This window comes from Paenibacillus silvae (assembly GCF_014639235.1).
Classification (GTDB): Bacteria; Bacillota; Bacilli; order Paenibacillales; family Paenibacillaceae; genus Paenibacillus; species Paenibacillus silvae.
The window spans coordinates 74,070-98,918 of record NZ_BMFU01000006.1 but is presented as its reverse complement, the minus strand read 5'-3'; the positions used below and the strand labels follow the sequence as shown (position 1 = coordinate 98,918).

Genomic DNA, 24,849 nt, shown 5'->3' with positions numbered 1-24,849 from the left:
AGATACGATAGTTTCATAGATGAGAGCTTCTGCGGAAGCTCTTTCTCTCCCTTCATTTTAAAGAGCTTCATACGTTTTGTATAAAGGGAGATCCATACGTTTGTATAACGAGGTGTCTGATACTGATGCATATAAAGCAGATATGGTCTCACATTCCGGAGCACATTGTCCCGATCAGGGAACTGAACGAGCATCTTGGACTTAACCATGCCCAGACCAAAGTGCTGGAGAAAATTCATGGTTTGAAGCAGGTTCGGCACGACAGGGATGGGGATTTATCTTCGTTACTTGGACAGGTTCTTGCCCAGGTGACAGGTCATCCTGACGTTGCTCCCACCTCGATTAAGTATATCATTTATTGCCACACAATTCAGGAAAATTTCCCCTTTCCTATGAAAGTTTTGCAAGCTCTAAAGAGGGTTTACGGATTGCAGCATGCCATCGCGTTTTCGCTTACGCAGCAGAACTGTGCATCAGGGCTGATTGCCCTTCATGTGGCGGAGACATTGCTGCCTTCATTGGAAGCGGATGACCATATTTTAATTTTGACGGGCGAGAAAACCTTTAGCCCCGTAGTGCAGCTGATCCCTAATACAACGGTAATGGGAGAGGCGTCGGCAGCCGTTCTGGTAGGAAGCAGGGGAGCGGGAAGCCATGTCGTTGGACTCACCAGTATAACTTTGGGGCAATTCTGCAACGTATTGACGGGTTCTCCCCAAATCCTCAGGGAATTTCAAGAGATATACATTCCTCGGTTGTGTGAAGTGATTGTCACGGCTGTGGAGCAAGCGGGCCTGACTTTACAACAGATTCAATATATTGTTCCTCACAATGTAAATCTGTCCTCCTGGAAGAAGGTCGCTGCCGGTTTATCTTATCCGTATGAACGCATCTACACATCGAATGTACAGGAGATCGGACACTGTTTTTGTTCAGACCCGTACATTAATCTCCAGGCTATTCTGGAGCAGAAACTGATGCAGCCAGGGGATTATTATTTGCTTGTCACCGTTGGACTTGGCGTTACATTCAGTGTAGCAGTGATGCAATATGCAGAAACAGGGGGTGATGGCGATGTCCACGGTGTTAACCGATTTCTCAAGCCGACTGAAGTTGGCGTTAACGGGCCGGCATGATGTTACCTTTGTCTATTTGAATAATTTTGAAGTGGAGCAGTACTGGGAGGACCCGGAAATCCTTAAGCTGCCCTCATTAAGCATAGGATCGGCAGCGGATGTCGTACACCGGATGGAGGAGCTGGGGGTTTTTCTTGCCGGAGATCAAGATATTGTGCTGCTCAAAAGTTTGCCGAGCCCGGATTTTATAAGTGCTGCACAAGCGCTGGGGTTTGGCAGGTCACGGTATATTGCGCCCGTACACAACAATCCGGGACTTAACATAACGGCAAGTCTGCTGCAGTGCTCTGCCACGATGGACAAGCTGAGAGAACTGGCACAGACAGCAGAATCACCTGTGTTTCTGGTTCCTTTTGGCACATCAGAGCGGGAAGAAGAGCTATCGCATCTTACAGGAATTCCCTTGGCGGTTCCTTCCTCTATGATCTTTCGTCAGGTGAATGACAAAGGATATTCGAGACGTCTGAACAAGCGGCTTGATATTCGCCAAATCCCTGGTGTTGAGTGTGCGTCTCTAGAAGAGCTGGCCTCTGGTTTTGAACAGTTAAAATTCGTATTGGAGCAGGGCGGCCGTCTGGTCTTGAAGGATTCCATGGGGGTGTCCGGCAAAGGCATTACCGTAATCCCGGATGAAGCCAGATTTCAAAAGTGCATGAGCATGCTGGAGAAGCAGGCAGGCAAAAAAGGCATTCGCAAGATCAATTACGTGCTGGAGCAGTGGATTGACAAAATTTGCGATCTGAATTACCAGATTCTTATTGACCAATCCGGCGGAGTTGAGTTTCTTGGTGTAAAGGAGTCCTTGGTAGAGCAGGGTGTACATCAAGGACATCTTATGCCATCCAGGCTGAGTGAAGCTCAACTTGGAGTGATTCGCGAAGCCGCAATACGCATCGGCGAAGCACTGTATCAAGATGGGTATTATGGCATTGCCGGTATGGATGCAATTCTGGATGAGGATGGTACGATCTGGCCCAACCTGGAGATCAATGCAAGGTTTAACATGTCTACCTACCAGCTCAATATTCAGCAGCAGTACCTGCCTGATGGTTATTATGGATTGGCCAAAAAATACACTCTGCGGCTTCATCGCCTGCTGGAGTATAAGGAACTTCATGCCATGCTGGGTGAATGGATGTTCAGACCAGAGAATGGAGAGGGTTTGCTGATCAATAATTTTGCCACAGTAAATGCAGCATTCAAAAGTGAGGGAACGATTTTCTCCGGGCGGCTGTACGGTATCATTATCGGTTCTTCTCCTGAACGGCTGGCAGTTCTTGACGAGGCAGTAGAAGCCGCCCTGTCTTCCATTAACGAGGTGAGGTGAGTGTCTGTGGAATACGAGATTCAAGGGCTTCCTATTTCTAGTATAGCTCAGAGGTTTGGGACTCCGCTGTACGTGTATGACGGTGAAGTGCTTCGGCAGGTGTATCAGGAGCTTCGGGGGCTGCTTACACCCCAAGTGGAGCTGTTCTATTCCCTTAAAGCCAACCCGAATATTTCAATTGTGAACATGCTGCGGGAGATGGGGGCTCGGGCTGAGGTTTGTTCCTTGGCAGAACTTCATACCGCTGTAGAGGCAGGCGTTGATCCGCAACATATTATTTTTCTTGGACCAGGGAAAAGTGATGCCGAGATTACAGCGTGCATCCGTTACGGGATATATGCCATTGTGACTGAGTCCTTTCAGGAGCTTGAGCTTATTGAAGAGATTGCTGCCCATGAAGGGCGAATGATGTCTGTTGCATTGCGTGTGAATCCTTCCTTTTCTGTCAAAGGGTCGCGGCTAACCATGGGAGGTAAACCACGTCAGTTCGGTATTGACGAACAAAGTGTGCTGCAGGGCAAAGAGCAGTTTGAGAAGTACACCCATATAGAGATTATGGGTCTTCATGTGTATATGGGCACCCGAATGTTAGAGATTGAGCCAATCGTTGAGAACACACGTCATATTCTGGAGCTTGCGGAGCGTATCGAAAACGAACTGGATATTACGTTGCGAATGGTTGACGTCGGCGGGGGGCTGGGTGTTCCTTATCATGAGGGTGAACAGTTCCTTGACATAAGCGAACTGACAGAACAGCTGAATCCAATGTTCGAATCATTTCAGCGAAGCCACAAGAACACCAGACTGTTTATGGAGCTTGGCCGGTATTTGGTGGGAACCTGCGGCATGCTGGTTAGTAGGGCATTATACGTCAAGCCATCATATGGAGAGAATTTTGTTGTTACGGATGGAGGAACAAACTGTCATATGGCAGCTGTAGGTACAGGCTCTTATGTGAAACGGAACTTCCCGATCGCATCCCTGACAAGATACGGCGAGACTCCTGAGGCTGAATACAATATCACAGGTCCATTATGCACACCTAACGATGTTGTGGGCAAACGTGTAACGCTGCCTCCGGTGGAGCAGGGTGATTTGCTTGGTGTATTCCATTCAGGCGCGTATGGTCCAACCGCGTCTCCTACACACTTTTTGAGCCATGGAAGTCCGGCTGAAGTGCTGATTGTGGGGGGAGAAGCCTTTTTGATCCGGGAACGAGATACCCCTGAAGATTTGCTGGGCAAACAACGTCTTGTACAAGTATCGCCTACACCAATAACGAATGGATAAGGAGAGAAGATATCATGACAACAGCCGTTTTGCTTGAAGAGATCAAAGGTGCCCTTGCTGAGGTATTGAATACAGAAGCGAGACAAGATATCCAACTGAGCACGTCCTTGTTTGATGAGTTATATCTGGATTCAACTTCGGTGCTGGAATTGCTGATGACACTTGAAGACCGGATTGAAGGTTTGGAGATTGACCCGGATGAGCTTGAACCCGATGTATTTGATACGGTTGGTTCTCTCGCAGCTTATATTGAAAAGCAGCTTCTTGCAGCCTGATGGTATCGTCTGTTTTCATTCGGGATATGCAGGTCAGGCTGTTTGAGGGAAGGAAGGCTCCGCTTGACCTTCCTGACTTGATCCGTTTTCACAAGGACCTGCTTGCAGGTACATCAATCCAGTATGATGCGGAACTTTTGCAGGCAAGCTGCAACAATGCCTATCATGAGATGAGTGTTGAAATTCTGGAGGAGACCGGGCTTTATCGAATGATACCGGAAGTCGATGTGCTCCTGCTGGCCCACAATTTTCCCAACAGCCGCCCGGATATCTCTGTGGTGAACTACCTGATGAATCGTTATCAGGGACAGTTTATCAGTTTTGCCGTTAATGATCTTGGGTTTGGGGCACCATTTGCAGCGCTGCATATGCTGCAACATTACCTGAACAGAGAAGGTTATACCCAAGGGATGCTGCTTGTCATGGATCAGACGTCTTTTCCCTATAAAATCGACGAGCTTGACTCAACAGCAGGACCTGATACTGCTGCGGCTATTTACCTTGACCGGACGACAGGTAGCGGCCCCGCCTTACTAGGTGTCGATATGCAGTATGCGGAGAACTCCATCATGGATACAGCAGGTCTGGTATTTGACAGATTAGTCGGCGCAGCGGATGTTCATCGGAGTCGGATCAGTCTGCTCATACATCCCGATCTGAAAGAGCTCTGCCAGGATGCGCAGTGGTACAGGGAATGTCAATCGGAGAACTGTTACGATCCTTCACACTGGAGTGCCGCGCCATTTTTTAGTCTACAGCAGATGCTCGGGGAGACGGACAGCGGCGAGTACATATGTCTCATGCATCTGGAGAAGACAGACTCCTTTATCCATGGTTTAATGATCCGAACATAAGCATATCCAATATGCGAGCTAACGGAGGAAGGAGGCCAAACATTGGCATTTGGCATTGTGGACATTGGAGTGTATCTGCCTGAGCAGATTCAACAGCCGGAAGAAGTGCTCAGTGCATTGGAGCTGGGCACTGGCGAGCTTCAGTTTCTGCGTAAGTACCACCATCTGGAGGGGGTGCCCGTAACGGATAGTGAGCAGATGCTCGATGATACGATTATTTATGCTGTGGAGCAGCTCCAGAAGGGATATCCCTTTTGCGAGATTGACCTTGTTCTTTATGTGCATTCCTTTCAGGTGCAGACTCCGGGCGACTATCGGCTTATGCAGCGCATTCTAAGCCGCCTGCGGTTAGAGCATGTACCATTCTACGGCTTGTCCCAGATGAATTGTGCTACCTCTATTGCTGCACTGCAATGGCTCGATCGTCTCTCGCAAACCCAGCCTCATATCCGAAACGTGCTGCTGATCTGCGCAGATCAGTTTAACTTTTTGCCTCCAGAATGGAGGTATTTGCGAAAATCAGCAATTCTGGGTGATTCTGCCGTGGCGGTTTTACTAAGCAGAGAGAGTTGTCAGCATGTCGTACAGGCTGCTCATGTCCTGCGGGATAACCGGTTTCATGCAGGTTACCATGCAGCTCCAGAAGAGATATCAGCATTTAATCAAATATATATTGATCATATTATCCAGGGAATGCAGGAACTGCTGGCGTCACAAGGCTTAGGTTTCGAAGATATTAATCATATCCTTCCTCACAATGTGAACTGGACCACCTGGAAGGAATTTTCCCGGCGTACGGGCGTAGGGCTCGAACGGATCTATCTGGATAACATTTCGCGAATTGGACATACCTTCTCCACGGACCCGTTTATTAATTTGAGCTCAGGATTGAAAGAGGGTTGGGTATGCCCGAAGGGACGATCCGTTATGGTCAGTATCGGACTGGGTAGTTTTTTTGGTTTTGCACTGGTTGAACATGGAGGCTGTGAAGAATGAACAGGAGGGGTAGCGATGCATGTTATTGATTTCCAAAGCGCGGATGCAAAACCTGTTGGAGAGAGGGCTGCTGGTCGTCCGGTTGCTCCAATTTCGCATATTCTGGAGAGTACAGCGTTACGTATAAACAGTCATCCCGTGCTTTTGGCTGCAGGTTCATATGTGTGTGCAACCGCTGATCTGTTGGACCAGGCCCCCCTGGTATGGCATGAACAGGCAGGCGGAATGTACCGCTGGGAGCAGCTGCATGTTGTTCAGGTACAGGACCGGATGCTGGAGCCTTCCGGTCTATTGTTAGTTCAAGCGCAGCCGCACAGCGGTGAGCAGGCCGGGGTAATTAGTGATGAGGTGAACCCGGCAAGGCTGAGAGATCACCTGCTGGAGTTCCGAATAGAGCTATGCAAGGCTGGTCTTGAATATGTACGCAAACATTTGTCGGTACGTATGTCGGGAGGGCAGTCCACATTTCAGCATCAGCTTGTCAAAGGAATGGTTGCTGATATTTTGACAACGTTTTATATGGCAGAAACGCTACATGAAGATCGTCTCCTTTCCCGAAGTTCTGACATTGCGTCCTTCCGTACTCATGCGTGGCTCCATGAGGAATTGGACGAGGCTTTCAGGCAGATTCAGCGCCTTGGGGGCGGTTACGGTTATCTGAGACATGGAGTATCCGCATATACATATGCAGGTCAATTGGTCAAAAACTTGCTGTTACCAGACAGGGAGGGTTATTGATGATTACACCATCCACAATTGCTGTTTTTGAACAGGTCATGAAGCAGTATGCGGCCGAGCTTCGTCAGATTGGGCTGACCATTGACCAGGAACCAGACCGAATCACTGAGTTTTTGCACACCTCTGCATTACAGGCCATTAATCATATGATGATTCCACCTGAATACGGAGGTCAGCCTATTGTCACGATAGGCAACGAGCGTTATTACGGACTTACTTCTCTGGAGAGAGTGATTACGATTGAACAGCTGGCTACAGGAGATGCCGGCGTATTTCTGGGAGGGCCTGGGCCTTCCATGTCCAGCATTGTCATGATGGATCTGGGGGATGAGGAACAGAAGGAGCGCTTCTACAGCCAATTTATGAAGGGACCAGCCTGGGCTGTCTTTGCTTTGTCGGAGCCTGAGAAGGGTTCGGACGCAACGGAAATCAGCACACGGATTACGCGCCATCCGGATCATACAATGGAGCTGACGGGGCATAAATTTTATATTGGCAACGGACATCGCGCCAGCATCGGTCTGGTATTTGCCCAGACCAACCGTACGCCTCTGGGCATTCAGGCCGCTATTATTGATCCTTCGAGGCCGGGATTCACCGCAACACCACTGGATACGATGGGGCTGCGTGGACTTCGTCTCAGTCATCTGCAATTCCAGTCATATCCACTGGAGGAGCAGGATATTTTGGGACGTCACTTAAGTCCGACCAAGCGCGGACTATGGGGGGCTCTACGTACGTTCCACCGGATGCGTCCCAGTGTTGCAGCGCTTGCGCTCGGTGTTGCACAGGCTGCCTATGATTATGTAACGGAACACAGAACGGTCTTCACAGAACGTGAAAAGACCGGGCTGGAACGACTGGAAATACGTCTGCACTCACTGCGTAACATGATTCGGCATGCAGCAGCAGAGATCGACCATGATGCAAACAAGGGTTATTTGGCCTCTCTTAGTAAAATAAGAGCAGCTTCGCTGGCAGAAGAGGCTACAGATTGGGCGCTGGATATGATGGGACCCGGCTCTATGCTGGAGCATCCGCTTTTGAACAAGTGGTATCGTGATGCGAGAGCTTTTGAGTTTATGGAAGGAACCACCTCCATTCAGAAAATCAACGTATTCCAGGCTTATGCCAATGGGAAAATGCAGCATGTCTAATTCTGTTTATGCTGAACATGGCACACCGATCTATGTGGATCACATAAGCTGGCTTACAGCTGAGGATCACCTGTATTCGTTGGATTGGCCAACGCCTGACGATTATTTTTATGTTTTGCCGCACATATACATGGAGGATCATTACTATGGCCGTGCAGGGTCGGTGTCCCGATCTTTGCTTTGGGGAGAGAGGCGTCTTACAGCAGGCGATCTGGCACTTATGGTGCTGGAAAAGCTGGGCACACATGCATCCTGGGACTGGATGATTCTGGCTCAAACGTACCCTGAACGTCATGCGCTAACCGCTCCGCTTGCCCGAATGCTTGAAAGCGCATCATGGCAGGTTAAGCATCCCCTTGGTGTAACCCATATGGGTGCACTGGCTGGCACAGAGGCTATCCAGGTTGCTCTCTGGAGTAAGCTCCCAAGGGAAAAAGCAGTGATTGTGCTGGTTGAGCAGCGTATTCTTCAAGATGACGGACCGGATGCATATCGACATCGTTCCGCTTCTCAAGGTGAACTGTCCGACATGGCCGTGGCGCTTGAATCGGGAGGTGATCAGGGGGCTTTGCAAATTCATTATGCAGGAAAGAGAGTGATCACTTCTGCAGAGAGTGATTTTGCAGCCGAGATACTCGGGAGCATACAACATTTGATGTCTGATTACGCAGCTGAGCAGGTTATTCTGCAATCCAGTCTGGGATGGCATATCGGCGGGCATCTGCTTTCACAGATTCAAGCTCCCTATAGCTGTAGTGTATCTACGGTGGATTATCAGAGCGGCGATGTATGGATACAACTGGCTGACAGACTGCAAAAGGGAAGCATCCAGCCCGGTGCTCGTGTGCTGCTGATCTCATGGGATGATGCCCGAACCATATCTGCCTGCTGTGTACATGTTTTGCATAAGCCGCTGTTAAGCAGAATTACATTGAATCAGGAAATCAAGACTTCATGATTGTGGAGGTGGCCCAATGAAAGGGATCCATTATACGACGGGTTCGATCCACCGGTTGTTATTTCGTACGGCCATTCCGATGCTGCTTGCTTCTATGGTTAATGTGATTACCCAGTTAGCCAATGTATTTTTTCTGGGTCATACGAATCAGAGTGTACTGTACGTCTTGTCGCTTTACATTCCCGTTTCGTTTGTGATGATTTCCATCATTGAAGCGATGCAGCTATCTGTTCAGGTTGCGGTGGCTCGCAGCCGTGCAGGCGGTTCCAAAGCATTTACCCAGTTGTTCATGCATATGCTCGGCATTGCCCTGCTGCTTGCCGTGGCGACAGGGGGAATGGTTCTGCTTCTGACGCCTGTGCTCTCATGGTTCTATCATGTGCCTGCCGACATTGAACCGATGTTTACCAGGTATGTGGCGGGAATGATGGCAGTATCCGTCCCGGCAGTACTGGCAGCAGTGAGCAGCGCTGCACTAAGAGGATTAGGCCGGGCGCAGGCAGCTTCCTGGAACGCAGTAGGCACGGCAGTGCTGAACATTGCTCTTGTGTACACATTTGTCTCGATACTTAGGATGGATTTGCAGGGTATCATCTATGCCAATCTGATTACTTCTGTCTCTTCCTTAGCCCTATCGCTGCTGGTGCTGTTGATTCGTAAAGAGACGGTTAAGGAAAGATTTGTTTTTGCTAAGAGACATTTAATCACACTTCGACATGTGGGTATTCCTGTGTTTTTCTCGTATTGCATGATATTTCTAAGCACTTTTTTCTTTAATAAAATTGTCAGCTACTTTGGTGAAGGAGCAGTTGCGGGATTTGGCGTAGGATACCGAATCCAGACCATGGCTATCCTGCCGGGTATTGTGCTCGGATCAGCGATCGGTATTATTATCAATCATAATTTGCAGGCTCCTCATCGTGAAAGAGCTTATGCAAGCTATCGCCAGGGGCTTATCCACGCTTTTGCTTTGTACGTGGTTATTGCTATTGTCGTCTGGATCTGCAGAGATCCACTGGTCTCATTTCTTATTGAAGATGCAGCAACTCGTGCTGAAGCAGCAAGGTATCTTTCCATTGTTGCCCTATCCTATATTGGCATGGGGCCGATGATGACTACGCTGCTTACGATGGAACAGAGCGGTCGCGGATATCAGGCTTTACTTTTGAATGCTGTATATTTCCTGATCATTATCGCTCTGGGCTGGGTCTTGACCCGTACCTTCAATCAGGTCATCTATTTTTATGGAGTGATTGCTGGCATGAATGTGATTGGCATGTGTTTCTTTCTGCCTTTCATGCGTTTGTTAAAGCGGGAATACGTGGGTGGTGCAGCAGAGCAGGGACGTATTACAGAGGGGGAAGCGGAGTTGTCTCAGCAAGGATATTCGACACAAGCGTGAATTCAGTGATCTACAGGAGGAGTCGGCATGAAAACATCAGAACCTGCTTATTTGATACGACGCATTGCAGATACTTGGATTGCTGCGGATGAAACGTTTAGCCAGTTTTATGAGCTGGAGCATGCTGAGGAACTGGAGCCGCGCTGTCCCCCGGAGCTGCCGGGGGTTGAGTCTGCGCAAGCGCCTTTTTTTTTGTACAGACCCCTTTCCGGTCATGAGGTTCCTCGCCTGGCGCTCTTGGGCATTCCCTACTCTGGCGGGACAAGCATTCGTCACTCCTCCGTGGGAGAATTTGTACATGCCTTGCGAGAAGAATCATGGAAAAAGGTCATTTATCCTTCGTTAAGCCAAGGCGGCAATTCCAGCTTATATGATATTGGGAATGGGAAAAAATTGCTGCACACAGCTTCTATACAAGATTGGGGCACCTGCATGATGGGTGAGCAACCATTGGACGGACATCTCCCGATTGAAGGAGAGACGGTACATCCTTATCAACGGGGGCTGGAGGCTGCGCTGCATCAAGCGATGCACCAGCAGACACGATTATGCTGTATCGGTGGAGATCATTCCATTACGTATGAAGTGCTTAGGCGGATGTCGGAAATATCGGGCAACCGGACCATGCTGGTACAGTTTGACGCTCATCATGACTGTGGTATAGATGCCATCTATCAAGAAAATCCGAGCCACTCCAATTTTGTCAGACATCTGCTGGAGCAGGGAACGGTTGCTGCAGTTGTACAAATTGGACTGCGCGGTCTTCGTTCAGCAGAGCAGATGTATCGTCATCCCGGATTAATACAAATCCCAGCTGAACAGATAAATCCGGATAGGGTGAGCCAGGTCTTGAATGAAGTCAGACAGCGTTATGGAGCAGATTCGGCCTATCTAACCTTCGATCTGGATTCCCTTGACCCGGGCAGCTTCCCTTATGTTGACTTTCCTATTGCCGGGGGGCCGACCTGGCAGAATATACGGGATTGTGTTACAGCAGCGCTGGAAGTCCCGATTTTGTATCAGGGTATGGATATGGTGGAAGGGCAGGGTGTTCAGGCAGATCATCGGATTCCCGGTCACTACGAGATGGCTCTTCGGATGCTGGTTTATATGCTGGATGGCATGGATCGGAATCAGCGTCAGCATTCGATGCTCGCCTGCCCGGATACACAGGATGAGGGAGTGCTATCCGAAGCGGGCGTTTCCGGCAATTCACACAGGAGAGAGGTGTAGCGATGCAGGATTTTCGAACCTTATACATGACACATCAGGAACAGGTCAGGGAAGAGATGCAGCGGGAACAAAAAAGCGGGATTAAGCTAGGTTTTTTCTACGCATTAATGAATATTGTGAAGGAGCTTTCTCCCCTTCAGCAGAAGACATCGCTGGAATCGATCTGGATGGATTATCTGGCTTTTTTGCGTACGGTTGATGAGCTTAAACAGCAGCCCTACAGGTTTATGGACTGGGATGAGGTGGAGGGTCGTGAGCATCTGCAAACTACGCTGAAGGAAGGCGGGGCTTTGCTGACCTGGCACTATGGTTTCGTCAGACATAATATGATCACGATTGGACAAGAGATTCGTGCAGGCTGCATGAAGGCCGGACTGCCCTTCTATCTGGTGGCTGAGCAAGGAACCGTGGAGCAGGAACTGAAGCTGTCATCCTGGAACGCCCTTCGGCAGTACTCGGGTGCCGAGCTGTTAAACGCGGAGGATGAGATGATTGGTATTCGGCTGTACTCCCATTTACGCAAAGGGGGATCCTTCAATCTTTTCGTTGATGGACAGACAGGCTACAATTCGGACAATCGGGCATTGGAGCTTCCATTTCTCAGCTCACGCATTCAGACGAGGAGCGGTATTTTTCGCATTTTGGCCAAGGCGCGTAAGCCGGTATGTCCCTATTTCATGATGTTAACAGATGATTTTCGAACTAAAATTGTATTCCTTCCACCCTTCATATTAGAAGAGGATATTCAGAAATCTGCCGAATTTGTGTACGAGCCGTTTCGTAAACAGCTGCTCGCAAAGCCCGAACAATGGAGATTCTGGGATCGCCATCATCAGCAGGTCATTCACTGGCAAGACAATGATTCTGAAATTCCCGCCAATGAAACGGAGGGGCACGTAGATTGGTTCTCCAGGCCTCTGGAGGGATTTGGTCAGCTGGGACTGAATACGGAGAATGGCATGGTTTACAATTTGAATTAACGTTCTTTTCGAACAGGAGGACGGCAAGCATGGAGTCTTTTGTTACAGAGCAGCGCAATCATGTATCCGTTCATGTACTGCCCACGCGCAGGTACATTAATCGTTATATTCATCTAAGCATCGTGAACGTGCAGGGACGAATTCCACCGATGGTGTTTGCCGTAATTATGCGGATGCTGTTCAAGGTGAGCTCGGTTGCTGCGGGAAAAAGAGAGCTTCATCACCAGCTATGGTCTATTGGCGTGAATGAGATCAAATTCGATCTGGAGCACAAAGGAGACATGCAGGTGGCTTCCATTCGTATGCATATGCCTGCGGATGTACTTCCTCGCACTCAGGAACGAATGCAGATGGCAATGAATCTGCTTGCTGAACTGTTATATGGCTCAAGCCTCGCTGGTGGTTCGAATAGCAAGCTGCATAGAAAAGTTGGGGCAGAAGAGGCTCAGATTCAGGAAGAGCTCATCTGGGCAGAACACTATGCGGGATATAACAGCTCTGCATGGGATGAAGTGGTGCGGGGGCGCTGTATGGAGAGTCTGGGATACATTGGGCGTCCCACTGCTCAGGATTTGAAGCTGCTGCGGACATGTGTGCAGGAGGGGGAACTGAAAAAATGGTATAGCGAAGTGCTTCGCAGCCCGTTTCATGTCCATATTATCGGAGATGTCCAGCCGGACACGATGATAAGGCAGGTCCTGGACACATTTATGCCTGCATTTATTATGGCAGACAACGAGCATAGCTCGCCGGTTATCTTGAATTCACGATCTGCGGAACAGCAGAAGCTTGGGGAGATGATGCTGGAGCTGGCCGATATCCAGCAATGCAAGCTCAATGTAGCTTTTACTACCGGAGTGACCTATGGATCATCTGATTATGCAGCTCTCTTTTTATTTCATTCCCTGTTTGGCGCATCACCTGCCTCCAGGCTTAACCTGGAACTCCGTGAACGAAAGCAGTGGGTTTACCAGATATACAGCACATTGGATGACTATAGGGGAACACTTCATGTGACAACAGGAACCAGCAGCAGTTATGTAACAGATGTTTTGGAAGCCATTGATGCGCAGTGGATGAGGCTGTGCGGTGGGGATATCAATGAAGCAGAGATGAACCGGGCTGTCCAGAATATGATGCATTATGTGCAGGTGGGTTTAGACCTTCCGGAGCAGATGGTAAAGCTTCATTTAGACCGTTTGCTCCATCAAGTGGAGATGACAACACAGCAATTTCTGGATGCCGTCTCGTGTGTAACTTCAGAAGAGATAGCCGTGGTGGCTTCCCGTATGAACAAGGCACTAACCTGGATTTTATATCCTGAGAGTGAGTACACAGGAACTGCTTAGGAGGTGAAACATGAATCGCGCATTGAGTGTTGTTCCAGTACGCAGGCAATTAACGAATGGCCTGTCTGTGCATATTTTCCCGGAGAGCGAATTTCATCATACGTTTGTGTCCTGTACAGTGCCTTATGGTTCCATTCACGATTCAGGATTGCCCGGGAGGGCACACTTTCTGGAACATATGATGTTTGCCAATCCGGATCAGCAGCCCGTCAAGCCGATATTGCATGCCCTTGGAGCTTCCACCTCGGCATTAACACGTTATGACGTAACAACATATCAGCTGGCCTGTACAGGTGAACTCCAAAAAAGTATCGATGTATTTATGCGCATGCTGGCGTCTCCGTATTTCACCCCAATGCATATTGAAGAGGAACGTGCTGCTATTCTTCAGGAATTGTCCATGTTCGCAGATCAGCCTTCCTGGCAGTCTCTGCAGCAGCTTACCCGAATGATGTATGGGGAGCAGCACCCTATTACACTTGATGTAGCAGGGACACAGGACAGTGTGCACCTTGTAACACCGGATGTGTTATACGAAGCTTACAATACGCACTACGTTACCAGCCAAATGTCAGTGACTGTGATTGGACCTGTCAACACAGAGAACATCATCGATATTCTGGAGCAGTTTCCGGCAAGGGGAAAATATATGGCGGACGACAAGTATGCATCGAAGTTCAACCCGGCGAAAGCATCAGAGCCTAAAAAACAACGCTACGCAGAGCTTGAGATGGATTCGCCGCTGCCGCTGATTCGTTTGGGATTTCGCGCCGATACGGGCATGTCCTTAACGGAACAGGTTGCTTGCATGATTGGTTTAGAGGCATTGCTGGGCGACACCTCCGATTTTCAGACAAATGGTTTGAAGTCGGGTCTTCTTCATTCTGGGGGAACATGGGATCATTATTACCGCAGGGAGTTTGCATTCAGCACCATGTGCAGTTATTCCTCCGATCCTGCTTCTCTGTATAACGAGCTTGAGGATGTATGTGAAGATATTCAGACGGGAACGTTCACTCCAGTCCATATGGAATATGCACGAATGAGATGGCTCAGTAAATATTATACTAGCTGGGACTCGTTAAAACAGCGCTGTATGCACATCTCCGAGCATGATGTAATCGGATTGGATTATACAGAGCTTGGTGCAATAGCACACAGCTTAACGGAGGAAGATATTTCGAGAGCAATAACCAAGATAGCTGTACCGGCACGTCTGCACATGGTAGTGATACGATAGAAGACTTGCAAGCGGGAGGGAATACAGGATGGAGCTTACTGTGGGAATGGAATCCATGATACCAGCGGTGCAGCAGCCTGACGAAGTCCATATTTGGATTCAGGAATTGCCCATAAGTGAAGCTCAGCTTCATGAAACAGATTTCGTTTGTTCCAAGGTCCTGAGTCTGGATGAGCATACACGCATGGAACGAATGAAGACAAATTCGCCCCTCGGGGCTTACTGCTGGATGCAATCGAGAATTTTCCTTAGAAAAGTGCTGGCTGCGTACATGCAATCCGATGCAAGAGATATTGCCCTGCAATACGGTACAGCCGGAAAACCCTATGTTCTGTCTGGTCCACAGTTCAGCCTTTCACATACCAGAGGGCGCTGTATACTAGCCGTTACATGGAACAGCAATCCCATTGGCATCGATATGGAGCTGGTTCGTCCGCTGCTGCGGCAAGAAGCCATCGTGCGGCGATTTCTGACGGAAGCAGAACGAGAATATTTCATGGAAGGGCCCCTTTCAGAGGATGAATCATCACCCTATGGTTCATCCCTGCTGCTGTGGAAATTTCTCACTGGAAAAGAGGCCTGGATCAAGGCGGCTGGTCAATCTTTATGCGGTCAGTGGAGAGAACTGGATACAGCACTGGCTGTGCGGAATGATCAGCATGTATTAGAACGGAACGGCCAGAATTATGTGCTGCAGTCGCTGAACATGGGCAGCAATTACGTTATATCGTTATGTGTATCAGGCAGGACCAGACTCTCTGTACGCTGGATGAATGGGAAAGCACAGAAAGTTTAAGAAAATGAAAAACATAATATACCTTACATACATATTGTTAAAATGATGGAATAAACGATAAACTGGACGAATAGAACCTTAATTTACCAATATCAGAATCATTGGTCCATTCCAAGGAGGTTTGTTATGATCCAGTTTCCGAAGCCCGATGTGGAGCAGTATTTTCAGACGTATCGTATATCACACTTTGCCGTATCAGCAGATGAGAAGCGGCTGTATATGGACAGCAATTTGAACGGCCAACCGAATATCTGGGCCATGGACCTGCCGGGTGGTTATCCGTTTCCATTGACTTACTTGAACCAGAGCAGCCAATTTATCAAAGCCGATCCTGAGGGTCGTCACCTGCTCACTGCCTTTGACCGGGATGGTAACGAGAATTATCATCTCTATGCCTTGCCGCCAGAGGGGGGCGCACCGCTGCCTATCGTACCGGCAGAGCCGAGTGACCGCTGTTATTATGCTCATTTATCCGAGGATGGGAAACGTTTGTATTATAACACCAGTGCTGGCAATCCGAATTATATGAATGCACGCCGTCGCAACCTGGAGACAGGGGAGGATGAGCTGCTGTATCAGGGGCAAGAGGTGACCAGCAGTATAGTTGCCGTAAGTCCGAATGAAAAAGCCTATGTGATCATGAAGATGTACTCCAATACGTATCAAACTGCCCATCTGTGCCGGAACGGAGAACAGGTTTCTATTTTACCCGTGACCGAGCGCCAGAGTCAGATTCCGAATGTGCTGTTTGCGGGAAATGACCGCCTGCTACTGATCACCAATGACAATGCGGCGTATTCTTACGTGGCGGAGTATGTTATGGATACAGGGGAGTTCCGTGCGTTATGCCACATTGAAGACGAGGATGTAGATGATATCCGCTGGCATGAGGCATCCGAAACGCTGTATATCTGGACACTGACAGGGCCGGAGCATCGCATGTATGTGCTGGAAAAGGGTGCTCATGAACCTCGCCGTATAGACATGCCGCTTGATACGATTGAACAGATGAACGTAACCAAAGCCGGTAACGTGTACATTCTTGGACGCGGTGCCGTGCAGCCGCATAATATCTACCGCCTTATTGCAGGCCATGAGTCATGGGAAGCGTTAACCGCCAATCGGGTAACGGGTCTGAAGCCGGATGATCTCGTATATCCTGATGTGGTGCGTTACAACTCCTATGACGGGCTGGAGATTGAAGCACTGTTATTCAAAGCCAAGCCGGATCAAGCGAATGGATATACCGTATTCTGGCCGCATGGCGGGCCGCAGGCGTCGGAGGGCAAGTTCTTTCGGCCGATGTTTCAGCTGCTGCTGGCGCAGGGATATCATATCTTTGCCCCTAACTTCCGGGGCAGTACCGGATATGGTGCTGAATTCGTCAAGCTGGTTGAACGGGATTGGGGCGAAGGGCCGAGACTGGACTGTGTTGCAGGTATCCAGTGGCTGTTTGATCAAGGCATCAGCTCACCAGAGCGGCTGTTTGTAGTAGGCGGCAGTTATGGGGGATATATGACTCTGCTGCTCGCGGGCCGTCATGCTGAGCTGTTCCGGGCTGCCGTGGATATTTTTGGGCCGAGCAACCTGTTCACCTTTCTGGAATCTGTACCGGAGGACTGGAAGCCGATGATGGACAAATGGCTGGGTGATCCCGTGCGTGACCGTGAACGTCTGACGAAGGATTCACCAATTACGTATCTGGATCAGATGGTGAAGCCGATGCTGGTTATTCAAGGGGCTAACGATCCAAGGGTAGTCAAGGCAGAATCGGACCAGATCGTAGCTGCGCTGGAGGAAAAAGGCGTAGACGTAGAATATATCGTTTTGCATGATGAAGGCCACGGCTTCTCCAGAAAAACGAATGAAATACTGGTTTATCGCAGAATGGTGGAGTTTCTGCAGAAACATCAGGAGACTCCTGTTGCACAGGTATAAGTCGGTTCAGTCTGGATTTTTAACATGCTCGGGGCTGGAGGGGCTATGAATGTACAGTGCATGATGTGTAACGCAGAGTGAGCTATCACGTATACGATGTATTAGGGGTTGTCCCAAAAGTCATTTTATGATTTTTCAGCCCCCACTTCAGACAGGATTCCAAGCAATAGAGAAGCCTTCAAACCCACTTTAGCAGTGGTTTTGAAGGCTTTTTCGTTCAACGTTTGGGACTGGCTTATCCGTCGGTACCCTTTGGGACAGCCCCTTCATGTTTTCACATTATACAGCCAGATTCATTGTTGTGATAGCTTCATTTAGCAATCAGGCCGTTTTTTCCATAGTGCTTAATCCAGCAAAGAGAGTACCCTCTCGATGTACTGCTCAGCCCACGTTGCAAAAGGCAGATCGTCCTCCCAGGTCACCTGTCCGGTAGCTTTGGCTTCACCCCACCACAGAATACGCTGATACAGCAAGTGGATGCGAAGGCGTGAACGAAAATGTGCACACTTCTCTGGATCATCTGCACAGATCAGCTGCCGGTAGTGGCGTAGAAATCGGGCAGCCAGATCGGGCTGACCCTCCCGCAAATATCTTGCGGTCATTTTGGTCAGATCGGCTGTGCCGTCTCCGAAATAAGCGGTTGTAAAATCAAATAATCCACTGAGCTTCCACGGTGATGCAGGCTGAGCCCCTTTCTGGATAAGAAAGTTCTCGACCTTGAAATCACCCATCACAAATTCATGAACTGCCGAAGCCAAAAAAGCGGATTCGGATCGCTTCAATTGCTCATCTACCCAGCGTATGTCAGCATCCGTGATAACAGAGTACTTCTCTGCATCATGCAGCCAGTGGCGAATGCTGCCATACAGCCAGTCCAGATAAGAGCCGGCAAAAGGCATGATTTTGTCTGCAACAGGGTCGTATTCCCCGGCATCCGGAACTTTCCAATGGTGCAGATGGGTTAACGTTTCAGCGAGCAAATCGGCAATGTCTTCATGGTCTTGAGAAGTCATAGCCGCTTGAAAATCCGGCTCATACAAGTGACACCCGGGCAGCTTGGGCATGATCGCGTAGCTCCAACCGAGCGGTTGTGCGTCTTTATGGATATGATAAGGCAAGGGTACAGGGATGGACGTGCGCACAGCCAGTTGCTCTACAAAAAACTGCTCCTCCAGGAACTGTCCATTGTATAATGGATTTCCTTTCAAAATAAACTCACCTTGCGTCGTTTGCACTAACAGCGTTTGCCCCATGACACCTTGGGCTGTCCGTTGATAGTGAACTAATGTTCCGAGAGTGAAATGATCAAGAGCCTGTTGCAGATCATGTTCGGTGATATGACCGAGTCCATTGGCAGCAAAGTATATACGAGTAGTCATAGAAGGCTCCTTATCTCTGCTTAATCAAGCTCAGCTCTGGAAAACAGGTCAATAATAAGATCGTGCTGCTCACACGCCTGCTTGAATCCAAGAATAAAGGTAATAAGTGCTTCTTTATCATTTGTATACGCACAGAACATGTCAGCTTCGGGATCGAAACGAATAACTGAAGTCAGATGCGGCATCTTTTCTTCAAGAAACACAGCTGCAAGAGAGGCCCAGTCATACCCGCCGCCTTCGAATCCTTCATCTGCGCGTGTATCAAAGACATCCTGTAAATAGGAGCCTGCATTTAAAATGACAGAATAGGAACCACTGCCTGAATCAATGAACTTAAACGGGGTAATGGCTTCTTTGGAGAACGCTGTCGTGCTCTGGTTTTCTGTGAATACAGCGGTAATTGCTTCTTCTTCGTCCAGTAGCTCAAAATCCTCTTCATCCAGCAGCCCGCGGATAAACACTTCGAAATTGGGCGACAGATAAGTAATCTCGTAATCGCTCTCCTGATCCACATGAACGACACAAGGCTCGCCCTGGGGGCCGCAGAAGCGATAGTCGAGCATAACCACGTCATGACCCGCGGAAGGGCAGTCACAGATGACAACTCCGAGGTCAGGGTATCCCCAATCTTCGATCATAAAGCGACTACCGAACTCTCCACCAAGGGAATACATCTTATCCCGTCCAATACCCATGATGCTTGAAATGGCGATATGATTCTCAGCCCAACTTGTACCCTCTTGAGTCGGGAACGTTGTGCGTGCGGGTACACCGCCATTCTGTGCGGTCATCAGCTGAATATAGGAAGTTGGAAGCTTGTAGCCGAGCTCCTCTTCAATCGATTGAACCATTGCTTCGTCAAAAGGTGCAGACACGTGATTGTCACGTGCATAATCGCTCTGCTGCCAGAAGACAGCCGGATCGTATGTACCTGAAGCAGTCTGGAGTTGGTTTAGTGTTCCGCTTTGCTCCCACTCAGCCTGTTCTTCCTGCCAGCGAAGGCGATCGCGATCCATTTTAGCTGCTCTGGGGCGAATCCAGTTCAGGAATTCCAGGGTGGACTCATCGTTGGGCTCAAGTCGATCAGCTTCTTCAAAAGCTGTCTGTGCAAGCTTGTATTCAGCAATATGATAATAAGCATAGCCCAAACGGTACTGCCATAAAGGGTCTGATTGACCATGATCCTTGATATCAAATAACAGCTTGATTGCCTTTCGATAATCTCCCAGATTGTTATACGCTCTCGCCAGTTGACCGATTGTTTCATAATCCTTCTCGGATTCAGGCAACTCTTCAAGACGCTTAACAATGAGAGCATAGTTTTCTTCTGCATGCCAGGTATTGACTTGTTCCAACAATTCTTTTTCCATGATTAGACCTCATTTCATATTGAAAGAATATGAAGCTCTTCCAACTATTTTACAAGGTTTAGAGACAAAAAAACACTCTCCATGCTGGCAGACGTTAAGCCTCCAGCATGAGAGAGTGTTTAAATAGCAGACAGTGGTTCTCAAGATCAGCAGGGTACTCACAAAGATCCTGTGTATGGATGCGAGCAGTACACCATTTTCTCGATCAGGACCTGTCCGCTCGAATACTTTTACAGATCGTCAAATCCGTTATCGTCGCCCACTTTACCGTAGTTACGGGATTTGGCTTCGAAGAAGTCGGTTTTCGTTGCGTTCAGCGCTTCGTCGGAGAATGGTTTGATCCAAGGCATGCAGTTCACGTCAACGCCTTCATACGCTTTTTCCATACCCATCAGACGCAGGCGTTTGTTCGCTGTGTATTTAATGTAATCTTCCAGCTCATTAAGGTCGATGCCGCGAACGTTGCTGAGCGTGTAGTGTGCCCAGTTGGTTTCAAGCTCAACGGCACGGTCAATCGTTTTGTACACGTAATCCATGTTCTCCGGTGTGTTGAGCTCAGGGAAGTCTACAAGCAGTTGCTTGAACACTTCAGCGAAGAAGTAGCAGTGCTGGTTCTCATCCCGCTGGATGTACGAGATCATTTGGCTGGTTGCCATCATTTTCTGGTCACGAGCCAGGTTATAGAAGAACGCAAACGTACTATAGAAGAAGATACCCTCCAGAATCAGGTCAGCTACCATAGCTTGGAAGAACGTTTGTGGAGACGGGTTGTCCCGGAAGCTTTGGTAGATGTCTGCGATGAAACGGTTGCGGTCCAGCAGCACCGGATCATGCTTCCAATATTCAAAAATCTCTTTTTGCTCCTGATCGGATACGATGGAAGACAGCACGTAGGAGTAGGATTGGTTATGCACAACTTCCTGTTGTCCGATAATCGCGGAGATCGCTTCAAGCGAAGAATCCGTAAAGTAACGTTTCACGTCACCAACAAACATCGTCTGCATGGAATCCAGTACAGCCAGCAGGGAGATGTTGATTTTGAACGTACGTTTCTCCTCGTCGTCCAGCTGAGCAAATTGGGAAGCATCCTTGGACATTGGAATCTCGTCAGCGATCCAGTGGTTGAGCAGCAGTACTTTGTACAATTTATACATATGAGGCATACGAATGTCGTTCCAGTTCAGGATACCCGAGCATTCACCTTCAATAATACGGGTCGATTGGTTAGGGGCTTCGGTATTGAAAATTTTCTGTACTTGCATAATCCGTTCACTCCTTGAAAGAATTTACACTATAAAAAACGATGACAGAACAAGCCTGTACTGTCTTGGCATATGTTTAACATCTTGCGATGCTGTGGTCAGGTTTTGGGCAAAAAAGAACCAGGGCAACACTATTTTGCATTCAAAACAGGATGCCCCGGTGGTCATCATGGTCAGCGTGGCGGGATGGGGCTACCCATTCCTATCACGATGTTACAATCCTTATGCCGATCAGCTAGCGCAGGAATCACATTCCTCGATCGTTAACGCACGGCTTCGAACGTAATACGTGGATTTCATGCCGGCTCTCCAGGCGTGCAGATGCAGCTCCAGGAACTCGGTTGCTTTGATATCCGGACGAACATACAGGTTGAAGCTTTGGCCCTGATCAACGTGACGCTGACGGGCAGCCGCCATATTGATGGAAGCATGCTGATCGACCATAAATGCTGTCTTGTAGTACCAGATCGTTTTTTCGGATAGATCCGGTGCCGGGTTGGCAATTTTGTATGTTGTTTTTTCTTCATAAGACAACAGCTCGTAGAGCGGGTCGATGCTTGCTGTTGAACCAGCAATGATGGATGTAGAACCGTTCGGTGCGATAGCAAACATCCAGGCGTTACGCACGCCGTTTTGCTTCACTTCAGCCTGCAGCTCTTTCCACTGCTCTGTAGTTACATATTTACCTACGCGCTCACCTGTTGTGTACTCGCGTTGGTCAAAGTAATGACCGCTCTCCCAGTCCGAGCCTTTGAACTTCGGATAATGTCCTTTTTCCTTGGACAGCTCCATGCTGGCTTGTACGAGCAGGTAGTTGATTTTTTCGTACAGATTATCGTTATAAGTGACAGCTTCCTCAGACTCCCAGCGAATGCCTTCCAGCGCAAGCAGGTGATGCAGTCCGAAGGTTCCCAGACCAACCGCGCGGTACTGGCTGTTGGTGTACTGAGCTTGAAGCACCTCGATGTTGTTAATGTCGATGACGTTGTCCAGCATACGAACCTGAATCGGAATCAGGCGCTCCAGTACGTTATGAGGTACGGCGCGAGCCAGGTGGATCGAGTTCAGGTTGCAGACCACGAAGTCGCCAGGCACTTTGGAGATCACGATGCGAGTTTGTCCATCCTTGGTCACCAGCTCTTCTTTTTCCACGACAGTAGCGGATTGGTTCTGCATAATTTCTGTACACAGGTTGGACGAGTACACCATGCCATGTGCGCGGTTAGGGTTCGCACGGTTGACAGTATCACGGTAGAACATGTACGGCGTACCTGTTTCCAGCTGTGATTTCATCACACGTTTCATGATGTCAATCGCTTGTACCGTAATACGGGACAGCAGTGGGTGATTCACGGCTTCCTCATATTTTTCGCGGAATGTTCCTGCACCGAAGGACTCATCGTAGAAATCCTCCAGACCCAGTGCGCGGCCGTTCTCGTCTTTCCAGCCCATGACTTTTTTCGTTTCATGCGGACAGAACAGGCTCCATTCACCACGGCTTGCGACACGCTCCATGAACAGGTCAGGCAGGCAGACACCGTGGAAAACGTCATGTGCGCGCATCCGCTCGTCACCGTTATTCAGCTTCAGGTCGAGGAATGCCAGAATGTCTTTGTGGAAAACATCCAGGTATACCGCGATTGCGCCTTTACGCGTTCCGAGCTGGTCTACGCTTACTGCTGTGTTGTTCAACTGGCGAATCCATGGGATAACGCCCGAGCTTGTGTTTTTGTGACCGCGGATGTCTGAACCGCGCGCTCTGACCTTACCAAGATAAACGCCGATACCACCGCCCATTTTACTCAAACGGGCTACGTCTGTATTGGAATCAAAGATGCCTTCCAGAGAATCGTCTACCGTGTCGATGAAGCAGCTGGAGAGCTGCCCGGCTACCTTTTTACCCGCATTGGACATTGTCGGTGTAGCTGCCGTCATGTACATGTTGCTCATTGCCCAGTACGCTTCTTTGACCAGGTCCATACGTTTCTCCGCAGGCTCCTGATGCATCAGGTACATCGCAATGATCATGTAGCGCTCCTGCGGCAGTTCCATCACTTTTCCATCAAAATCATTGGCGAGGTAACGTTCTGCCAGGGTGAGCAGGCCGATGTAATCGAAGAGCAGATCGTTGCGATAGTCGATGCACTCCGCAAGCTCGTCAATCTGTTCCTTGGTGTAACATTCCAGCAGTTCTTCGCGATAGATGCCTTTTTTGACAAGGTCAACAATCAACGGGTGGAATGCACCATAAGGCTCGTCCGGGTAGGATTTGTATCTGCGGTTGGTTGCCGCTTTTTTGTAAAGGGAAGTAAGCAGGGATCTCGCTGCTGCAAATTTCCAGTTCGGCTCTTCTTTTGTTACCAGCTCCAGAGCGCTCATCATAAAAGCATTGCTGATCTCGTCTCCGGTAACTTCGTCACGACGAAGCTTGCTGGTTACTCCGCGTACCAGACGTTCCTTGTCGAGCATGTCCAGTCCTTCCAGGATACGATCGGCATACACCGAGATACGCATCTCGTCAAAAGCAAGCTGGCGATTGTTCGGCTTGGTCACAACTTGTGGCATGAATATTCCTCGCTTTCACATGATAAAAAAATAAATTGAACCATTCTTGAATTAAGAATAGGGTGGTGTACTCTCAAATGAAGTCAAAATAAGGTCTGCAATGCGGCTATTTATGCGGTGACAGACTCATCCTGGAATCACATTAACAAAGGTGTATACACAGAGCGTGCCCATACAAAAAGCATTCTCCCTGCCTTCCGGCTGAAAATGCCCGTTCATGTTGCGGCTTCTTGATTGTCATCGCCGTTCAGGTGTCCGACAGAACAAGGTGCAGTATGTAAGCTTTTGTCTGATCAAGTCGTGTCTGCTAAAAAAGGATACCGGGTGCAGTCCAAACAGCCCCGTTAACCTCCGTGTCAGTTCTGTTTCGAGAAAGCGATTTACACCTACAGGGGCGTGCCTTTTGAGGTGATTTCATCCTGTTTTTCGCGAGATTCCAGAGGTTGACCCATAGAAGCGGGGTAAAGCGGCATTACTACATTTTGTTGCTGTTAGAATACTGTAACCCAACATATAGTGTTTGTAAACAGGGGTGAAGCAGTAAAACGTAATTCCGAGTATACCATTTAAGCTGCGAATCCGCAAAGGAAAAGGATTGGAAGAT

Annotated in this window: 20 protein-coding genes; 16 read left to right on the top strand and 4 right to left on the bottom strand. The window is 48.8% G+C overall.

What is annotated here, in order from left to right; genetic code table 11:
• The first annotated feature begins 125 nt into the window (after positions 1-125).
• From IEW26_RS19795 to IEW26_RS19720, 16 genes are all read left to right on the top strand, one after another.
• A complete protein-coding gene (locus IEW26_RS19795) occupies positions 126-1,136 on the top strand; it encodes a 3-oxoacyl-[acyl-carrier-protein] synthase III C-terminal domain-containing protein (protein WP_188593585.1) in 1,011 nt (336 codons plus the stop codon).
• Entirely contained in the window at positions 1,075-2,463 is a 1,389-nt protein-coding gene (locus IEW26_RS19790) for an ATP-binding protein (protein ID WP_188593584.1), read from the top strand. The genes IEW26_RS19795 and IEW26_RS19790 overlap by 62 nt, the downstream gene beginning before the upstream one ends.
• Positions 2,464-3,753: a diaminopimelate decarboxylase gene (gene lysA / locus IEW26_RS19785; RefSeq protein WP_188593583.1), complete on the top strand. Its 1,290-nt coding sequence runs from the start codon at positions 2,464-2,466 to the stop codon at positions 3,751-3,753.
• Positions 3,754-3,767: 14 nt separating this feature from the next.
• Complete coding sequence (locus IEW26_RS19780; RefSeq protein WP_111269236.1) at positions 3,768-4,028, top strand: acyl carrier protein; 261 nt, start codon at positions 3,768-3,770, stop codon at positions 4,026-4,028.
• Entirely contained in the window at positions 4,028-4,882 is an 855-nt protein-coding gene (locus IEW26_RS19775; protein WP_188593582.1) for a hypothetical protein, read from the top strand. Before IEW26_RS19780 ends, IEW26_RS19775 begins: the two co-directional genes overlap by 1 nt.
• Before the next feature lie 42 nt (positions 4,883-4,924).
• Positions 4,925-5,878 (top strand): 3-oxoacyl-[acyl-carrier-protein] synthase III C-terminal domain-containing protein, encoded by a 954-nt coding sequence (locus IEW26_RS19770; RefSeq protein ID WP_188593581.1) that lies wholly within the window; start codon positions 4,925-4,927, stop codon positions 5,876-5,878.
• A 15-nt stretch (positions 5,879-5,893) separates the two neighbouring features.
• Positions 5,894-6,616, top strand: coding sequence for a hypothetical protein (locus tag IEW26_RS19765; RefSeq protein WP_188593580.1), 723 nt, complete (start codon positions 5,894-5,896; stop codon positions 6,614-6,616).
• Positions 6,616-7,773, top strand: a complete 1,158-nt coding sequence (locus tag IEW26_RS19760) for an acyl-CoA dehydrogenase family protein (protein ID WP_188593579.1) — start codon at positions 6,616-6,618, stop codon at positions 7,771-7,773. The genes IEW26_RS19765 and IEW26_RS19760 overlap by 1 nt, the downstream gene beginning before the upstream one ends.
• Positions 7,766-8,731 carry a hypothetical protein gene (locus IEW26_RS19755; protein WP_188593578.1) on the top strand — a complete coding sequence of 322 codons (966 nt, stop codon included), beginning with the start codon at positions 7,766-7,768 and terminating at the stop codon, positions 8,729-8,731. Before IEW26_RS19760 ends, IEW26_RS19755 begins: the two co-directional genes overlap by 8 nt.
• Positions 8,732-8,747: 16 nt before the next feature.
• On the top strand, positions 8,748-10,133 hold the full coding sequence (locus IEW26_RS19750) for an MATE family efflux transporter (protein ID WP_188593577.1): 1,386 nt from the start codon (positions 8,748-8,750) through the stop codon (positions 10,131-10,133).
• Between the two features lie 27 nt (positions 10,134-10,160).
• A complete protein-coding gene (locus IEW26_RS19745) occupies positions 10,161-11,366 on the top strand; it encodes an arginase family protein (RefSeq protein ID WP_188593576.1) in 1,206 nt (401 codons plus the stop codon).
• 2 nt (positions 11,367-11,368) lie between these two features.
• A complete protein-coding gene (locus IEW26_RS19740; RefSeq protein WP_188593575.1) occupies positions 11,369-12,346 on the top strand; it encodes an LpxL/LpxP family acyltransferase in 978 nt (325 codons plus the stop codon).
• 29 nt (positions 12,347-12,375) lie between these two features.
• Positions 12,376-13,695: a M16 family metallopeptidase gene (locus IEW26_RS19735; protein ID WP_188593574.1), complete on the top strand. Its 1,320-nt coding sequence runs from the start codon at positions 12,376-12,378 to the stop codon at positions 13,693-13,695.
• A 10-nt stretch (positions 13,696-13,705) separates the two neighbouring features.
• A complete protein-coding gene (locus IEW26_RS19730; RefSeq protein ID WP_188593573.1) occupies positions 13,706-14,935 on the top strand; it encodes a M16 family metallopeptidase in 1,230 nt (409 codons plus the stop codon).
• 28 nt (positions 14,936-14,963) lie between these two features.
• Positions 14,964-15,731, top strand: a complete 768-nt coding sequence (locus IEW26_RS19725) for a 4'-phosphopantetheinyl transferase family protein (RefSeq protein WP_188593572.1) — start codon at positions 14,964-14,966, stop codon at positions 15,729-15,731.
• Positions 15,732-15,857: 126 nt separating this feature from the next.
• Positions 15,858-17,669: a S9 family peptidase gene (locus tag IEW26_RS19720; protein WP_188593571.1), complete on the top strand. Its 1,812-nt coding sequence runs from the start codon at positions 15,858-15,860 to the stop codon at positions 17,667-17,669.
• Between the two features lie 344 nt (positions 17,670-18,013).
• Here IEW26_RS19720 and IEW26_RS19715 read toward each other — a convergent pair whose 3' ends face one another.
• The 4 genes from IEW26_RS19715 to IEW26_RS19700 all read right to left on the bottom strand — a co-directional run bounded on the left by IEW26_RS19715 (position 18,014) and on the right by IEW26_RS19700 (position 24,245).
• Positions 18,014-19,048 (bottom strand): phosphotransferase family protein, encoded by a 1,035-nt coding sequence (locus tag IEW26_RS19715; RefSeq protein WP_145405692.1) that lies wholly within the window; start codon positions 19,046-19,048, stop codon positions 18,014-18,016.
• Positions 19,049-19,068: 20 nt separating this feature from the next.
• Complete coding sequence (locus tag IEW26_RS19710) at positions 19,069-20,418, bottom strand: Imm51 family immunity protein (RefSeq protein ID WP_188593570.1); 1,350 nt, start codon at positions 20,416-20,418, stop codon at positions 19,069-19,071.
• A gap of 230 nt (positions 20,419-20,648) precedes the next feature.
• Positions 20,649-21,680 carry a ribonucleotide-diphosphate reductase subunit beta gene (locus IEW26_RS19705; protein ID WP_188593569.1) on the bottom strand — a complete coding sequence of 344 codons (1,032 nt, stop codon included), beginning with the start codon at positions 21,678-21,680 and terminating at the stop codon, positions 20,649-20,651.
• Between the two features lie 231 nt (positions 21,681-21,911).
• Positions 21,912-24,245, bottom strand: coding sequence for a ribonucleoside-diphosphate reductase subunit alpha (locus IEW26_RS19700; RefSeq protein ID WP_111269220.1), 2,334 nt, complete (start codon positions 24,243-24,245; stop codon positions 21,912-21,914).
• Positions 24,246-24,849: the final 604 nt, after the last annotated feature.

Excerpts from the sequence above, each read along its gene's own strand:
- IEW26_RS19775 (WP_188593582.1), top strand. The coding sequence starts at position 4,028 with ATGGTATCGTCTGTTTTCATTCGGGATATGCAGGTCAGGCTGTTTGAG.
- IEW26_RS19730 (WP_188593573.1), top strand. The coding sequence starts at position 13,706 with ATGAATCGCGCATTGAGTGTTGTTCCAGTACGCAGGCAATTAACGAAT.
- IEW26_RS19705 (WP_188593569.1), bottom strand. The coding sequence starts at position 21,680 with ATGCAAGTACAGAAAATTTTCAATACCGAAGCCCCTAACCAATCGACC.
- IEW26_RS19760 (WP_188593579.1), top strand. The coding sequence starts at position 6,616 with ATGATTACACCATCCACAATTGCTGTTTTTGAACAGGTCATGAAGCAG.
- IEW26_RS19740 (WP_188593575.1), top strand. The coding sequence starts at position 11,369 with ATGCAGGATTTTCGAACCTTATACATGACACATCAGGAACAGGTCAGG.
- IEW26_RS19780 (WP_111269236.1), top strand. The coding sequence starts at position 3,768 with ATGACAACAGCCGTTTTGCTTGAAGAGATCAAAGGTGCCCTTGCTGAG.
- IEW26_RS19700 (WP_111269220.1), bottom strand. The coding sequence starts at position 24,245 with ATGCCACAAGTTGTGACCAAGCCGAACAATCGCCAGCTTGCTTTTGAC.
- IEW26_RS19755 (WP_188593578.1), top strand. The coding sequence starts at position 7,766 with ATGTCTAATTCTGTTTATGCTGAACATGGCACACCGATCTATGTGGAT.
- IEW26_RS19710 (WP_188593570.1), bottom strand. The coding sequence starts at position 20,418 with ATGGAAAAAGAATTGTTGGAACAAGTCAATACCTGGCATGCAGAAGAA.
- IEW26_RS19765 (WP_188593580.1), top strand. The coding sequence starts at position 5,894 with ATGCATGTTATTGATTTCCAAAGCGCGGATGCAAAACCTGTTGGAGAG.
- IEW26_RS19735 (WP_188593574.1), top strand. The coding sequence starts at position 12,376 with ATGGAGTCTTTTGTTACAGAGCAGCGCAATCATGTATCCGTTCATGTA.
- IEW26_RS19720 (WP_188593571.1), top strand. The coding sequence starts at position 15,858 with ATGATCCAGTTTCCGAAGCCCGATGTGGAGCAGTATTTTCAGACGTAT.
- IEW26_RS19795 (WP_188593585.1), top strand. The coding sequence starts at position 126 with ATGCATATAAAGCAGATATGGTCTCACATTCCGGAGCACATTGTCCCG.
- IEW26_RS19750 (WP_188593577.1), top strand. The coding sequence starts at position 8,748 with ATGAAAGGGATCCATTATACGACGGGTTCGATCCACCGGTTGTTATTT.
- IEW26_RS19715 (WP_145405692.1), bottom strand. The coding sequence starts at position 19,048 with ATGACTACTCGTATATACTTTGCTGCCAATGGACTCGGTCATATCACC.
- IEW26_RS19790 (WP_188593584.1), top strand. The coding sequence starts at position 1,075 with ATGTCCACGGTGTTAACCGATTTCTCAAGCCGACTGAAGTTGGCGTTA.
- IEW26_RS19725 (WP_188593572.1), top strand. The coding sequence starts at position 14,964 with ATGGAGCTTACTGTGGGAATGGAATCCATGATACCAGCGGTGCAGCAG.
- IEW26_RS19745 (WP_188593576.1), top strand. The coding sequence starts at position 10,161 with ATGAAAACATCAGAACCTGCTTATTTGATACGACGCATTGCAGATACT.